The following is a 15,415-nucleotide window of genomic DNA, read 5'->3' as shown; positions in this document are numbered from 1 at the left end:
AGCCCTTTCCATCCTGCTAACATGTGGAAAATATCGGGCTGTTTCGATTCTACTTTAATCCTGATCTATAATGTTAGATCTTAGCTAATCGTTTTTGAATTCATGTTGGATTCATGCTGAATTCAGTTAATCCATTGCGTGATTTTCTCAACGGATTGTCGGGACTTCTCACGCTGGGGCTCCTCTGCCCGATAACCGAAGGCTACCATCATAGAGACGCCCCATGCGCCATTTTCGAGCAAGCCCTCTTCTTCCATAATACGGTGGACGCCCTCACGGCTGAAACCTTCGATTGGACAAGAATCAATCTCGATCTGAGCTGCCGCCGTCATCATGTTGCCGAGTGCAATATAAGTTTGTTTAGATGCCCAGTCAAATAATGATCGTGGATTATCCAGAATCTTCTGGTTATTTTGGAACTTTCCATAAGCCTCACTTGTTAGCTCAAATACGTTATCTGGCATTCCCTTTGTTTCCTTCAGCATGTACTCCGCATAGGGAGAATTATAACTGGCATCTGACCGGGCCAAAATAACAACAAAATGGCTTGCTGTAGCCAATTGCTTTTGAGCGCCGGAAGAGACTTCGGACAGACGCTTACGCAGGTTCGGATTTTGTACAATCAGAAACTTCCACGGTTCAAGACCAATGGAACTTGGAGATAATCTGCCTGTCTCCAATATAAACTGGAAATCCTCATCCGAGATTTTGCGGGTATCATCAAATATCTTTGTTGCATGCCGGAAATGATACGCCTTTAAGATGTCTTCCTTTGTCTTTGACTTTGCTGTAACTTCCATGGAGCTCCACGTCCTTTTATATATTTTTTTATGTTGAACAATAATGTTTAAGTGGTTTCATCTCAAGTATTAGTTTAGGACCTATGCGCATAAATTAAAAGTACGCACATTATTGTTTCTTGGTTTATAAAAGTAAGTATTGGACGAAAGACAGCAATAATCCACTGGGCACTTACATGGCCTAGTGGATTATCTATAACTCTTTTCCTTTTAAATCTTGAAATCTTGAACCAGCTTATTCAGATTTAATGCACTATCTTTCACTTGATCAGATTGTTTAACTACTTCCACAGATTGCGCAGCAGAGGCGACCATGTGTCCTGCGATTTCCTGACTGGATGCGGCTGATTGTTCACTGGCTGATGCAATCTCGTGAATGGAGCCCACTAGTATTTTGATATTCGCAGTCACTTGTTGTGAGGTTGCATTGAGATCTTTAACGGCATTGGCATGATCAAGGGAATCGACATAATACTGTTCAGCTGTATCCTCTAATAATTTATAATCTTTGCCAACCTGATTGAACATAAAGGATAGCAACTCTTTGGCATTCGAGGATAGATTGGTTACAGACTGCATAACTTCTTCCGTGACCTGCTGAATTTGATCGGCAGCCTGTCTGGAATCATCAGCCAACTTTCGAATCTCGCTTGCTACAACCGCAAAACCCCTGCCTGCTTCTCCAGCCCTTGCAGCTTCAATGGATGCATTGAGTGCAAGCAGATTAGTCTGCGCTGTAACATCCAAAATAGACTGAGATAATATACCAATCTGATCTACAGCTGTTGCACGCTCCAGCGCTTCTGACATCTTCTTACTCGTATGATCATACATGTCTATGGCTGCTCGGCTCGATTCGCGGGCTTCCTGCTTCAACTTTTCAGCCTTTGTGCTGGTCACATAGGCGGACTCTGCTTGTTTAGATGTCTGTTCCGATATATATTCAGCTCCCTGTTGCATCTCAGCAGCCGAATGATTCATATTTTCCGTATGGGCTGAAGCCTCTTCCATTGCAGCAGAGAGCTCTTCAACTGTAGCTGATACTTCACGAATCCGTTCATTCAGACCAGCCATGTTCTGGTTGGTAAGATCGCTAACCTGGTTGATATGATGAGATTCCTGAACTACACCACGAATGACATTTGTTGTGGAATCGCTCATTGTACGAATAGCTCGTGCGATGACACTTATCTCATTATTTCCCTGTGTTAGATGCGGATCTAAGGATGCCGTTAAGTTGCCTTGTGTTATTTCTTCACAATAACGGGTGATAGCTTTCATTCGTTGACGTATACTGCGAATCACTACAAATGAAATAAGAATGAGTGCTGCAAGTGAAAACAAAAGAACCGAACCGAGCACCAATGCTCGCTGCTGAATTACTTCCTGTGTATCCGCATAGAGCTTGGCTGACTCTTCTTCGTTATGCGCACTCAAAAGGGTGATCGTCTCCACAATCGCTGTACTGCTTTTGTTAATTCTTCCTCTCTCTTCACTATCGTAGGTGCCCGACATCTTTTTGGTATCCATGATTTGCTCAATATCCTGATAATATGTATCCATCTTTGCTGCCAAATCTGCAAATATCTCTTTTTCTTTGTTATCCAATGTTCTTGCTGAAAATTCATTCAAGCCATCCGTGATACTCTTCTTACCTTTCTGAACCTGATCGTACTGTTTGTCGGTATACTCTGCATTATCAAGAACCTTTGTATAATTGGCGCGCATATTATAGAAATTACTTTTCAATTCAAGAACATTGGTTTGATGCTGGAAGCGGTCATTGTAGAGGATACCTTGTCCCATTTTTGCTTCGTTCATTCCGAAAATCCCAATCAGAAAGACAGTAAACAAGCCGATTAGACTAATTACAGTCATGATGACCATCGTTGTTGTTAATTTTATATTTTTGATTTTATTTCCTTTCTTATATTTTGGCTTAGACTGAATTGACATGATTATTCCCCCGCTTATGTAGTTGATAGCCTTATATATCTTATATCTATATCGTATGTATACATACTGTTTGTTAGCGTTTCAGGAAAATCGTCTTTATTCTTTTAATGAGAAAAGTAATGGGAGACAACAGAAAAGCCGCCAGGATATAATCCAGCGGCCTTTCTGTGAATATTTAACGATATCTGTGCGACCTATAGTTGCTCCATCCATTCATTTTCAGAAATGACGGTATATCCTTCTTGTCTCAGCAATGCTGAGGTGACACCTTCTCCAGTTACCTTGTGATTGGCAAAATTCCCATCATAGATCATCTTTGTACCACAGGACGGACTAAACTCCTTCAGTACCACACACGATACATTCAATTCTCGCGCCCATTCCAGCGTCTGATAGGCTCCCTTGATATACAGTTCTGTGACGTCCTTGCCACTTTTCTCGATCACTTTTGCAGTGCCTGCCAGTACGTCCTTGCCCGTGCCACCGATAATTTCAGCCGGTTCCCGTGGAGTGGAGAATCCGCCAAGCAGCTCCGGACATACCATCTTAGCCTGCTCCTGCTCCACCAGCTCCTGAATCTTCTCATCCAGACTCGCTGTTCCATTGTAACGGCAAGCTACCCCCGCCAGACATGAACTCACCAAATATTTCATCGTTATCTCCTTATACTCATTCATCTATGAAGTAAATTGTAACATATAAGATCAGGCCTATAACTCGCCTCTGGTGATCATCTTGATCCGTCCATCTTCCCTGTATTCAACCTGAAAAACATCGGTGCTCGACTCCAATTCAAATGTGACGATTCCCAATTGCTCGGCATTTCTGCGAAGTTTATAGGCGTCAAAATCAATGTTAAATATCTTTTTTACTATTGGTCCCACTTTTTCTCTAAGAAGAGACTCATCAATATTGTATAATTTCTCATGATAAGCCTCCATCTCTTCGATGTTGCCTATTTCTTGTTGCTCATAATAATTAGCGTCCCCTACGGTATAGCCCAGGCCCGCTTTTCCTTCGGTCATCTGTACAAAGTAGTTATCTTTAAAGGAAAAGGAGACTGTATCCTTGCCGAGTTCATCATCTTTGCTTCGGCTTGCTCTTACCAGATCAAGATTGGCTTTACCAGACAGAGCCTCAATCGCATTTCTGGCATCCGCCAGCGCTATCTGGGATATTTGATCAGGTCTAAGGTCGCCTGTGATTGAGACAGCCTTGTCCTGTTGCCATACAATCTCCCCATAACCATCGCCAGTCTCATTCTCTAACGCTAATGTCGTATGCGATATTGGCTCCGATTCCCCTTGCTTCATACTCACAAAACGTTGGACTGATGCAGGTTTAAGCGTTGGAGTGCTGCCTATACTTTGCAAAAGCGATGGAACTTGACGCAGATAACGGTGTTCCAGCTCGCTTGGCTGCATCTCACGTCTCATTCCTACCTCACGCAGATTTCCTGTTGTTGCATCGAGCCATATCTGCGCATACTCCTTCTCGCTTTCATTTCCAGCCTCTACATATATTCTGCCGGACACAGGCAGGTCTTCCACTTTCGTAATCTTTAGCTGTCTGCCCAGATCATCTCGCATCGTAGTCGCAACACTTCTTTTCATTTTGTCGGTTAGCAGATTCGTGTTCAGATCATCGGATAACTGTAACGCTGCTGTCGGATAGACCTGCTCGATCACGGGTTTTACCAGCTGTCCATCATCCCAGATCCATAGGAACAATCCAGCAGCAATAACCACCGCACCCGTGCCGGCAACAAGAGGCCCTCTTCTAAGGCGACGCTTGTGTGATACGTTGCCTACTTGCGGCCTGGACAACCTAGATCTGCTCTCTGGCCCATCTCCCTTGCTCCCCTCTTCCGACTTCTTCATCCACTCCACCTGTTGAAGCACCTTTCGCTTGTGATCCTCTGTAAAAGGAGACGACGCAAACGGTTCCTTCCGGATTTCCTTCTCCCATTGCTCATCCTTGTGTCTCATTTGCTTCGCTCCTCCCATTGTTTCCGTACCTTATCCTTACCTCGGGATAGTCTGGATTTTACTGTGCCTGAGCTGATTTTCAACATCTCAGCAATCTCACTCGTCGTAAGCTCATATTTCAGATTCAGCAAAAGAATCTCCCGGAACTTCTTTGGCAACGCCAGAACAATATCCCAGATTTCATGGATATGCTCCTTACGCATCACTTCCATCTCGGCCGAAGGATGTGCAGGCTGCTCTGCAATCATGACTCTTTGGCCCGAACCCCCACGCTCTGTCTCAATGGGTAACGTCTCTCCCCACAGACTGCTACGAAAGAATCTGGATTTTCGATATGTAAAAGTCGTGTTTCTAGTAATCGTCAACAGCCATGTTTTCAGTGAGCAATCTCCACGATAATGAGCGATCCCCGAGTACGCTCGAATAAATACCTCCTGAGACAATTCATCTGCCTGTTCGGCACTTTTTGTCAGAAAATAAGCGTAATTCCACACGTCATTTCCGTAGTCATCCATTATGCTGCTAAGTGTGTAATTGTCTATGGTCTGAGCCTGTGCCAGTAATTGATCATCCAACTGTTGTTCACCTCACTTAATATGACTGAGTCTACTGTGGTTTGGTTCCCTGTTTTGGACATTATTTCTTATTATTGTAGCAAAATAAAAAAACAGCGTGTTCAACATCGCTGAACACACTGATTCCTTCAAGTTTACTTAGTTAGTAATCTCTATCAGAGAGCTTTTAGGCGAACGCTCCACTTCCACAGTTTCTTTCTGCCCTCTGGTCTAACATATCATTTTCATCGTTATACTTTCACAGCAGCAATCATCAGAAACATCGGTCTCCGCTTCTCGTCTCTCATGCCTGGAACCTGTTCAATCATCTCTGGTGATGGGTTGGATTCAGCCACCTTTTGAATAGCAAACCCTGCCTTAATCAGTTCATTGAGATGCGTTGCCAGTGTGCGATGGTATTTGACTACATCCTGATTCAGAAAGTTCGCCACACGCTTGCCTTCATCGTGGTAATCATCCACGGGCCAGTGCAGAATCTCACCTGTGGGTCCGTAATACCAATCCTGGGCAGCGCGAGCGGTGAAGATGGGATGTTCGGAAGATAGTACAAATGTGCCCCCTTCTACGAGACAATCATTGATCTTAGCGTACACCGTTTCTAACCGTTCAATATAATGCAAAGCCAGTGAACTGATCACAACGTCGAATTGTCCCGGTGCAAAATCAATATCTTCAATCGCCAGCTGCTTGTACTGGATCTGCGGGTCGTCCGTCATTTCACGAGCACGCTGAAGCATATTTTCAGACAGATCTACACCGATCACTGAACTCGCTTGTTGCTCTCGTGCATACCGGCAGTGCCACCCAAAACCACATCCCAAATCCAGCACACGCTTGTCCTTCAAATCAGGCAAAAGAGTCTGCAATTCATGCCACTCCCCGGCTGCATCCAGCCCTTGAACGGAACGAGCCATCTTACTATAGTTGTCGAAAAATTCAGCTTCATCGTATTTATTTTGTTTCATCAAGAGATTCCTCCCGCCTTATAAATATCCACCTACTCTATCACATAAACGATATTTAAACGTAAAAGTTGCCAAGAGAATTCATGCCGTGTTATCATACAGAACGAACGTTCAGTATTATTAAATACAGAATGAACATTCAGTTTACTAACGGAGGTCATTATGAATACGAATTGGACGCATCCATTGGAAGGGCAATCTGTAGGTAAAGCTTTTATAAGTTACCTCGTGCCTTCTGTATTAGGGATGCTGGTAGTTGCTTTTAATTTTATTATCGACGGCATTATGGTTGGACACAAACTGGGTTCTACCGCGATGGCCGGAATCGGCATTGCCTCACCTGTCTACACACTATTTGTTGCCATGTCACTGTGGATTGGTATGGGCGGGGCGACCTTGTACTCCAACGCTATGGGTAGAAAAGATATCACATCAGCCAAACAAATTTTCACCAAATCCATTATGCTGATTATGATAGTTACGGTAGCCATTGGATATGTTGCATTTACATTCAAAGACAAGCTGGTATACTCCCTCGGTGCAAACGCCGAGACCTTCCCGTTTGCTTCGGACTATATGAATATCATGTTATTGTTCGGGTTCGTTTTCACCATTGAGAATGCACTCTCTATCTTTGTACGAAACGATGGGAATCCCAACACATCCATGTACGCTCAGATTACGTTTGCTGTAGCCAATATCATCATCAATTATATAACATTGTATGTACTCGAATGGGGTGTACGCGGTGTAGCCATCGGTACAATCATATCGGCATCTCTGGCGCTGCTTGTCCTGTTCACTCATTTTTTCAAAAAAACAAATAATCTCACGTTCACCCGGTTCAAATGGAACAACAAACTGCTGGCTTCCCTTCTACTCATTGGTTTCCCCAGCTTTCTGGCTGAACTTGGCATGTCGGTCTTCTCTGTCTCCCATAACATCTCGATGGACCGCATTGCGGGCACGGATGGTGTAGCATCCTTTACCGTGTTGAACTATATTCATGGTGTGGTACTGTTAGCGTTCCTGGGTCTGGCGTCTGCTGCCCAACCTCTGATCAGCTATTATCACGGTGCCAATCAGATAAAACGGGTACAACAAACGATACGTTTAGCCACTAAAACAGCTCTGGCATGCGGTCTATTGTTACTGGTTGTTGTTCAGATCGGTGCACCTTATTTCGTACAAATTTTTGGAAACTTCAGTAGTGGCGTAACGGATAATGCCGTTTACGGATTACGTATATTTACATTTGCCTATGTCTTTATGGGTGTTAACTTTGTCATGAGCACCTATTTCCAATCTGTAGGTAATGCAAAAATGGCCATCTGGATTACAGCTGCGCGTGAAATGATCATCATGATTGCGTTGATTGCGATACTCCCTTCATTCTTTGGTGTCACGGGTGTGTGGCTTGCCGTACCACTGTCCGAAATGCTGGTTCTTGCAACCATAGCCGTGTACTATAGAAAACGATCCCTTACGGATCGAATAAACGCGTTGCAGTCTGAGTAACGGTAGTTACCAGATAATTACGGCAACAGATAGAAAATCAATGGAACGTAATAGAATGTAGGTAGACCTCATAAATAATCTAACAGACAAATAAACAAAAGCCCTGCACGATCAATATAGATCGCTCAGGGCTTTGTTTTATCCTAAATTTAGATGTAAATTAGATGCGTATATCAAATCGACCATTGCTGTCTGTCGTTGCGTTTGCAATCTCCTTAGGGGTAGCTACGCCCATTCCATTGGATGGTGGTTGGGCAGGTGGAGCCTCCTTCGTAGCAGTTGTACCGGCTCCTTGAGAGCTTTGCTGTGCAATCTGTGACTCAATCTGCTTGATTTGCTGTTCAAGCTGTTTGGTCTTTGTCTCCTTCGTCTTCTCATCGTCCTTGCTGGATTGTACTTTCTCCAGTTGTGCTTCGAGCTTCGTCTTTTGTTTCTCCAAGCTACTTGAATTGTCCGAACTCGAAGATGTCGATATGTATGATGTAGTGGAGCTGGCTGTAGAAGATATATTCATTATGGTTCTCCTCCTCTTTACTTGGCTTCACTATACCCTATCCCACTGAAACGTACGTTAAATTCAACTGAAAGGTTGCTGAACGAGCTAAGATTCAGAAGTTGATCATCTGGAAGTATGTATATCAGCATTACTCCGTAGTCCAATTATTAATTCTGAAAGTCTTCATATTAATGAAATATTGATGCTGTCTTATCTATATAATTAGTTTGTTTCTCCGCAGAAAAAAGTAACAAAAAAAGACACACTCGATATCATCAAGTGTGTCTTCCTGTTGCTTGGCGGCGTCCTACTCTCCCAGGACCCTGCGGTCCAAGTACCATCGGCGCTAGAGGGCTTAACGGTCGTGTTCGGGATGGGTACGTGTGGAACCCCTCCGCCATCGCCACCAAACGCATAGCTTAGCTTACATTTCAGAGTGTTGTTCTCTGAAAACTAGATTCGAAACGAAACATGCGAATTATCACTTGCTATTTGGATAAGCCCTCGACCGATTAGTACTGGTCAGCTCCATGCATTGCTGCACTTCCACCCCCAGCCTATCTACCTCGTCGTCTTCAAGGGGTCTTACATACTGGGAAATCTCATCTTGAGGGGGGCTTCACGCTTAGATGCTTTCAGCGTTTATCCCGTCCGTACATAGCTACCCAGCGGTGCTCCTGGCGGAACAACTGGTACACCAGCGGTACGTCCATCCCGGTCCTCTCGTACTAAGGACAGCTCCTCTCAAATTTCCTACGCCCACGACAGATAGGGACCGAACTGTCTCACGACGTTCTGAACCCAGCTCGCGTACCGCTTTAATGGGCGAACAGCCCAACCCTTGGGACCTACTTCAGCCCCAGGATGCGATGAGCCGACATCGAGGTGCCAAACCTCCCCGTCGATGTGGACTCTTGGGGGAGATAAGCCTGTTATCCCCAGGGTAGCTTTTATCCGTTGAGCGATGGCCCTTCCATGCGGTACCACCGGATCACTAAGCCCGACTTTCGTCCCTGCTCGACTTGTAGGTCTCGCAGTCAAGCTCCCTTATGCCTTTGCACTCTTCGAATGATTTCCAACCATTCTGAGGGAACCTTTGGGCGCCTCCGTTACTCTTTAGGAGGCGACCGCCCCAGTCAAACTGCCCACCTGACACTGTCCCCGCACCGGATTACGGTACCAGGTTAGAACCTAGATACGATCAGGGTGGTATCCCAACGTTGCCTCCACACAAGCTGGCGCTCATGCTTCAAAGGCTCCCACCTATCCTGTACAGATCGTACCCAAATTCAATATCAAGCTGCAGTAAAGCTCCATGGGGTCTTTCCGTCTTGTCGCGGGTAACCTGCATCTTCACAGGTATTAAAATTTCACCGGATCTCTCGTTGAGACAGCGCCCAAGTCGTTACGCCATTCGTGCGGGTCAGAATTTACCTGACAAGGAATTTCGCTACCTTAGGACCGTTATAGTTACGGCCGCCGTTTACTGGGGCTTCGGTTCACAGCTTCGGATTGCTCCTAACCACTCCCCTTAACCTTCCAGCACCGGGCAGGCGTCAGCCCGTATACTTCGCCTTACGGCTTCGCACAGACCTGTGTTTTTGCTAAACAGTCGCTTGGGCCTTTTCACTGCGGCCCCCTCGTGCTATTCACACTACCGGGGCACCCCTTCTCCCGAAGTTACGGGGTCATTTTGCCGAGTTCCTTAACGAGAGTTCTTCCGCGCGCCTTAGAATACTCTTCTCGCCTACCTGTGTCGGTTTGCGGTACGGGCACCATCACCTGGCTAGAGGCTTTTCTTGGCAGTGTGAGATCATGACCTTCGCTACTATAATTTTCGCTCCCCATCACAGCTCAGCCTTACGATGTGCGGATTTGCCTACACATCAGCCTCACTGCTTAGACGGACATCCATCAGTCCGCGTCACTACCCTACTGCGTCCCCCCATTGCTCATAACGGCTTACGGTGGTACAGGAATTTCGACCTGTTGTCCTTCGACTACGCCTTTCGGCCTCGCCTTAGGTCCCGACTTACCCTGAGCGGACGAGCCTTCCTCAGGAACCCTTAGGCTTTCGGCGGATCAGATTCTCACTGATCTTTTCGTTACTCATACCGGCATTCTCACTTGTATAATGTCCAGCGCTCCTTACGGTACACCTTCAACCCTTATACAACGCTCCCCTACCCCTGATGCAAAGCATCAAGCCATAGCTTCGGTGGTGTGTTTAGCCCCGTTACATTTTCGGCGCAGAGTCACTCGACCAGTGAGCTATTACGCACTCTTTCAATGGTGGCTGCTTCTAAGCCAACATCCTGGTTGTCTGTGCAACTCCACATCCTTTCCCACTTAACACACACTTGGGGACCTTAGCTGATGGTCTGGGCTGTTTCCCTTTTGACAATGGATCTTAGCACTCACTGTCTGACTCCCGGAAGTAAGTCTATGGCATTCGGAGTTTGACTGAGCTTGGTAACCCTTGCGGGCCCCGCACCCAATCAGTGCTCTACCTCCACGACTCTGTTTTCCGAGGCTAGCCCTAAAGCTATTTCGGGGAGAACCAGCTATCTCCGAGTTCGATTGGAATTTCTCCGCTACCCCCACCTCATCCCCGCATTTTTCAACATGCGTGGGTTCGGGCCTCCAGTGCGTGTTACCGCACCTTCACCCTGGACAGGGGTAGATCACCCGGTTTCGGGTCTACGTCCACGTACTACATCGCCCTATTCAGACTCGCTTTCGCTGCGGCTCCGGCTCTTCACCTTAACCTTGCACGGGAACGTAACTCGCCGGTTCATTCTACAAAAGGCACGCCATCACCCCTAAAACGGGCTCTGACTTTTTGTAAGCACACGGTTTCAGGTTCTATTTCACTCCCCTTCCGGGGTGCTTTTCACCTTTCCCTCACGGTACTGCTTCACTATCGGTCGCTAGGAAGTATTTAGCCTTGGCAGATGGTCCTGCCGGATTCATACGGGGTTTCACGTGCCCCGCACTACTCGGGATCCGTCTCGGAGGGAACAGACTTTCAACTACAGGGCTTTTACCTTCTTTGGCGGGCCTTTCCAGACCTCTTCGCTTAACCGGTTCCTTTGTAACTCCATGTGAGACGTCCCACAACCCCAAAGAGCAAGCTCTCTGGTTTGGGCTTCTCCGCGTTCGCTCGCCGCTACTGACGGAATCACTATTGTTTTCTCTTCCTCAGGGTACTTAGATGTTTCAGTTCCCCTGGTATGCCTCTGCACAACCTATGTATTCAGTTGTGAGTAACTGGAAATTACCCCAGCTGGGTTTCCCCATTCGGACACCCCCGGATCAAAGCTTGCTTACAGCTCCCCGAGGCAGTTTCGTTGTTCGCCACGTCCTTCATCGGCTCCTAGCGCCTAGGCATCCTCCGTGTGCTCTTAGTAGCTTAACCATTGCGCTCGTGTTCGAGCTGTCGCTCCGCTTGGTTTGGACTACGTCCAAATCCAAAAGTCGCTCCATTTCGATCACTCGCTCCAGCAATCTACCGTTTTTATTGAAACTTGTTTAACACAAGTTCAGCTAAAAAGGAATGTTCTAATTCGCGTTTGTTTCGTTTCGATATCTAGTTTTCAAAGAACAAGCTCCATGCAAAAGCAAGCTGTTTGAGAGTTTGAGCTCTCAAAACTGAGCAACGAGTGAGTGTTTTTGCAGCTAAGCTGCGTATTTGAATGTTTCCGTTGCAGGAAACGATTCTCCATAGAAAGGAGGTGATCCAGCCGCACCTTCCGATACGGCTACCTTGTTACGACTTCACCCCAATCATCTATCCCACCTTCGGCGGCTGGCTCCTTGCGGTTACCCCACCGACTTCGGGTGTTATAAACTCTCGTGGTGTGACGGGCGGTGTGTACAAGACCCGGGAACGTATTCACCGCGGCATGCTGATCCGCGATTACTAGCAATTCCGACTTCATGCAGGCGAGTTGCAGCCTGCAATCCGAACTGAGACCGGCTTTGTTGGGATTGGCTCCATCTCGCGATTTCGCAGCCCGTTGTACCGGCCATTGTAGTACGTGTGTAGCCCAGGTCATAAGGGGCATGATGATTTGACGTCATCCCCACCTTCCTCCGGTTTGTCACCGGCAGTCTATCTAGAGTGCCCATCCGAAATGCTGGCAACTAAATATAAGGGTTGCGCTCGTTGCGGGACTTAACCCAACATCTCACGACACGAGCTGACGACAACCATGCACCACCTGTCTCCTCTGTCCCGAAGGAAAGATACATCTCTGCATCGATCAGAGGGATGTCAAGACCTGGTAAGGTTCTTCGCGTTGCTTCGAATTAAACCACATACTCCACTGCTTGTGCGGGTCCCCGTCAATTCCTTTGAGTTTCAGTCTTGCGACCGTACTCCCCAGGCGGAGTGCTTAATGTGTTAACTTCGGCACCAAGGGTATCGAAACCCCTAACACCTAGCACTCATCGTTTACGGCGTGGACTACCAGGGTATCTAATCCTGTTTGCTCCCCACGCTTTCGCGCCTCAGCGTCAGTTACAGCCCAGAGAGTCGCCTTCGCCACTGGTGTTCCTCCACATATCTACGCATTTCACCGCTACACGTGGAATTCCACTCTCCTCTTCTGCACTCAAGTCACCCAGTTTCCAGTGCGATCCGGGGTTGAGCCCCGGGATTAAACACCAGACTTAAATGACCGCCTGCGCGCGCTTTACGCCCAATAATTCCGGACAACGCTTGCCCCCTACGTATTACCGCGGCTGCTGGCACGTAGTTAGCCGGGGCTTTCTTCTCAGGTACCGTCACCTTGAGAGCAGTTACTCTCCCAAGCGTTCTTCCCTGGCAACAGAGCTTTACGATCCGAAAACCTTCATCACTCACGCGGCATTGCTCCGTCAGGCTTTCGCCCATTGCGGAAGATTCCCTACTGCTGCCTCCCGTAGGAGTCTGGGCCGTGTCTCAGTCCCAGTGTGGCCGATCACCCTCTCAGGTCGGCTACGCATCGTCGCCTTGGTGAGCCGTTACCTCACCAACTAGCTAATGCGCCGCAGGCCCATCCCCAAGTGACAGATTGCTCCGTCTTTCCAGTTTCCTTCAGGCGAAGAAAACAACTATTCGGTATTAGCTACCGTTTCCGGTAGTTGTCCCAAACTTGAGGGCAGGTTGCCTACGTGTTACTCACCCGTCCGCCGCTAAGTATCAAGGAAGCAAGCTTCCTATCAACTCCGCTCGACTTGCATGTATTAGGCATGCCGCCAGCGTTCGTCCTGAGCCAGGATCAAACTCTCCAATAAAGTATTGAAAAGAGCGATAAGCTCATTTTGAATCTGACGAGATTAAAAATCTCATTTGTGCTCCAGCCGATCCAAGCCAAGGCTCGTCTCAAACTTTTGCGTTCATTCTGCAAGCAGAATGTTTACTCACTCGTTGTTCAGTTTTCAAAGATCAAACTTGTTTCGTTACCGAATGTTGTTCTCTTCAGCAACTCTTATATAATATCATGTCCGAACCAACTTTGCAAGCTCTTTTTTTAAGTTTCTTTCGAAGCTTATTTCATTCGCTTGCCGCACCGTATATTTCGTGTTTTTTTGGCCGGAAATAGAATATACCATGTAGAACATACACTTGTAAAGAGTTAATTTCAAAACATATCAAATCCACGATCTAACCATATTGAGGACCTGCAATCTACAATGAACTCTTAGGTTCAATTGTATTATCCTGCAGCTTGATCTTCTTTATTAAATCTGTCTTTCTTCTATATATAAGAAGGTAACCCTCTCAACTCTTATATTCGAGACGAAAGGGTTACCTTCTATAGTAATCTATATTTATTTACGTTCTACTTTATATCCTTTATCCTCAAGCAGTTTCACGATGCCGTGATCGCCCAAGTAGTGTGCCGCACCAACAACAATGAAATACTCCTCACCTTTGCCGTTTTTCAAGTAACCATCGATTTTGTCCGCCATACCAATGTTACGATCAACCAGCATTGCTTTGTTATATTCCTCGTTAGTGGAGAAGCTGTTTGTCAGTTCAAGCAGTTGCTCGTCATTACCCGTTTTCCACATCTCAGCCATTTCTTTCACACTGTTATCCAACACGTCGAAGTTTTCGATTGTCGCTTTCAGTGTTTCCTCTTGTGTTTCTTTGGAAAAGTCGTTAAACATACCAAGTTGAGATTGATAACTCTCTAACTCAATAACTGGAAGTTTGCGCTCGATCGCTTTCTGGATGAAATACAGATCCACTCCTGCGGACGCTTCGTATCCTGCAGTTGTAGACTTCAAACTTGCAAGTGTACTCTCTACTACCCAAGGCTTAAATGCATCCAAAGCGTTAGACTCCAGACCATTTTTCTTCAATACATCACCCAGCTTAGTATACGTTTCACTGGAGATGTGATCTTTCAGTGTTGTACCATCCTGATACGAACCCAGACTCAGAACCAGCTTTTGCTGCTCTTCATCAGCGGCTTTGCTAATATCAATCTCTACCCCGAGATAGTCGGCTTCCGCAAAGGCTTCTTCAAACTCCGGACGCAATGGATAGAAGCTCTCATCCGCAATATGCATGGACCCTACCAGATAGACCGTGTTGCCATTACTTTCAACTTCCCACATGAAACCACGTCCACCGGTTTGCGCAGTTTCAGTTGCTCCCCCTTTGGATACCAACAGCACGGTGCGCGTTGCAGCATCCCAGCGAACTTCATAACCCGCAGCATCACCGACGATGCGGATTGGCGCATACGTTACACCGTTGATACGTGTAAGCTTGCTTTTGAGTGTAATCGTTTTGCCATCTACTACAGCCGTAATCGTATCATCTGTCGCAGTTGTTAGCTTCACGTCCATAGCATCCAGCGTAGTCCGCAGTGGAACCAATGTTGTACCTTTCTCCAGGATCGGCGCTCCTGTAGCATATTTCACAGCTTGGTCATTAACCTTGACGGAAGTTCCTTGTGGAGCAGCCATAGCTGGCACTGCAGATGCGAGCAAACCTACCGAGATGGTAAGAGATAAGAGCATGCGTTTCCAATTCTTCATATTATGTATTCTCCTTTAAGGAATATAGTTGCCAATACGGTTTTAATAGAATAGACATCCTTAGATACTACGGATAAAG

9 protein-coding genes and 3 rRNA genes are annotated in these 15,415 nt (G+C 46.5%); 1 reads left to right on the top strand and 11 read right to left on the bottom strand.

Features of this window, described 5'->3' with window-relative positions:
- Positions 1–122: 122 nt before the first annotated feature.
- The 6 genes from MKY44_RS03260 to MKY44_RS03235 form a co-directional block, all read right to left on the bottom strand.
- The gene (locus MKY44_RS03260; protein WP_074093362.1) at positions 123–800 is read right to left on the bottom strand and encodes an NAD(P)H-dependent oxidoreductase; all 678 of its coding nucleotides are present in this window, start codon (positions 798–800) and stop codon (positions 123–125) included.
- 210 nt (positions 801–1,010) lie between these two features.
- Positions 1,011–2,756, bottom strand: coding sequence for a methyl-accepting chemotaxis protein (locus MKY44_RS03255; RefSeq protein ID WP_341006011.1), 1,746 nt, complete (start codon positions 2,754–2,756; stop codon positions 1,011–1,013).
- A 194-nt stretch (positions 2,757–2,950) separates the two neighbouring features.
- Positions 2,951–3,409 (bottom strand): DUF523 domain-containing protein, encoded by a 459-nt coding sequence (locus MKY44_RS03250; protein ID WP_341006010.1) that lies wholly within the window; start codon positions 3,407–3,409, stop codon positions 2,951–2,953.
- A 57-nt stretch (positions 3,410–3,466) separates the two neighbouring features.
- Positions 3,467–4,744: a hypothetical protein gene (locus MKY44_RS03245; protein ID WP_341006009.1), complete on the bottom strand. Its 1,278-nt coding sequence runs from the start codon at positions 4,742–4,744 to the stop codon at positions 3,467–3,469.
- Positions 4,741–5,319, bottom strand: a complete 579-nt coding sequence (locus MKY44_RS03240) for an RNA polymerase sigma factor (RefSeq protein ID WP_341006008.1) — start codon at positions 5,317–5,319, stop codon at positions 4,741–4,743. Before MKY44_RS03240 ends, MKY44_RS03245 begins: the two co-directional genes overlap by 4 nt.
- Positions 5,320–5,549: 230 nt before the next feature.
- Positions 5,550–6,284, bottom strand: a complete 735-nt coding sequence (locus MKY44_RS03235; RefSeq protein WP_341006007.1) for a class I SAM-dependent methyltransferase — start codon at positions 6,282–6,284, stop codon at positions 5,550–5,552.
- A 162-nt stretch (positions 6,285–6,446) separates the two neighbouring features.
- Here MKY44_RS03235 and MKY44_RS03230 point away from each other — a divergent pair, with 162 nt between their 5' ends.
- On the top strand, positions 6,447–7,802 hold the full coding sequence (locus MKY44_RS03230) for an MATE family efflux transporter (protein WP_341006006.1): 1,356 nt from the start codon (positions 6,447–6,449) through the stop codon (positions 7,800–7,802).
- Between the two features lie 160 nt (positions 7,803–7,962).
- On the opposite strand, the gene MKY44_RS03225 is transcribed toward MKY44_RS03230, so the two are convergent.
- The 5 genes from MKY44_RS03225 to MKY44_RS03205 all read right to left on the bottom strand — a co-directional run bounded on the left by MKY44_RS03225 (position 7,963) and on the right by MKY44_RS03205 (position 15,336).
- On the bottom strand, positions 7,963–8,316 hold the full coding sequence (locus MKY44_RS03225) for a FlxA-like family protein (RefSeq protein WP_341006005.1): 354 nt from the start codon (positions 8,314–8,316) through the stop codon (positions 7,963–7,965).
- A 276-nt stretch (positions 8,317–8,592) separates the two neighbouring features.
- Positions 8,593–8,709 (bottom strand): 5S ribosomal RNA (gene rrf, locus MKY44_RS03220).
- 81 nt (positions 8,710–8,790) lie between these two features.
- Positions 8,791–11,716: ribosomal RNA gene (locus MKY44_RS03215) — 23S ribosomal RNA — on the bottom strand.
- Positions 11,717–12,025: 309 nt separating this feature from the next.
- Positions 12,026–13,578 (bottom strand): 16S ribosomal RNA (locus tag MKY44_RS03210).
- Together the 16S, 23S and 5S rRNA genes form the textbook arrangement of a ribosomal RNA operon.
- A gap of 537 nt (positions 13,579–14,115) precedes the next feature.
- Entirely contained in the window at positions 14,116–15,336 is a 1,221-nt protein-coding gene (locus tag MKY44_RS03205; protein WP_036613154.1) for a TraB/GumN family protein, read from the bottom strand.
- Positions 15,337–15,415 lie beyond the last annotated feature (79 nt).

Source organism: Paenibacillus sp. FSL R7-0026, from assembly GCF_038004485.1.
GTDB classification, from domain to species: Bacteria; Bacillota; Bacilli; order Paenibacillales; family Paenibacillaceae; genus Paenibacillus; species Paenibacillus xylanexedens_A.
The sequence above is the reverse complement of the archived record's forward strand: the minus strand, read 5'-3'. Positions and strand labels throughout refer to the sequence as shown.

What these genes read in the sequence shown, in the direction of transcription:
- MKY44_RS03260 (WP_074093362.1), bottom strand. Translation starts at nt 800, where the DNA reads ATGGAAGTTACAGCAAAGTCAAAGACAAAGGAAGACATCTTAAAGGCG.
- MKY44_RS03255 (WP_341006011.1), bottom strand. Translation starts at nt 2,756, where the DNA reads ATGTCAATTCAGTCTAAGCCAAAATATAAGAAAGGAAATAAAATCAAA.
- MKY44_RS03250 (WP_341006010.1), bottom strand. Translation starts at nt 3,409, where the DNA reads ATGAAATATTTGGTGAGTTCATGTCTGGCGGGGGTAGCTTGCCGTTAC.
- MKY44_RS03245 (WP_341006009.1), bottom strand. Translation starts at nt 4,744, where the DNA reads ATGAGACACAAGGATGAGCAATGGGAGAAGGAAATCCGGAAGGAACCG.
- MKY44_RS03235 (WP_341006007.1), bottom strand. Translation starts at nt 6,284, where the DNA reads ATGAAACAAAATAAATACGATGAAGCTGAATTTTTCGACAACTATAGT.
- MKY44_RS03230 (WP_341006006.1), top strand. Translation starts at nt 6,447, where the DNA reads ATGAATACGAATTGGACGCATCCATTGGAAGGGCAATCTGTAGGTAAA.
- MKY44_RS03225 (WP_341006005.1), bottom strand. Translation starts at nt 8,316, where the DNA reads ATGAATATATCTTCTACAGCCAGCTCCACTACATCATACATATCGACA.
- MKY44_RS03205 (WP_036613154.1), bottom strand. Translation starts at nt 15,336, where the DNA reads ATGAAGAATTGGAAACGCATGCTCTTATCTCTTACCATCTCGGTAGGT.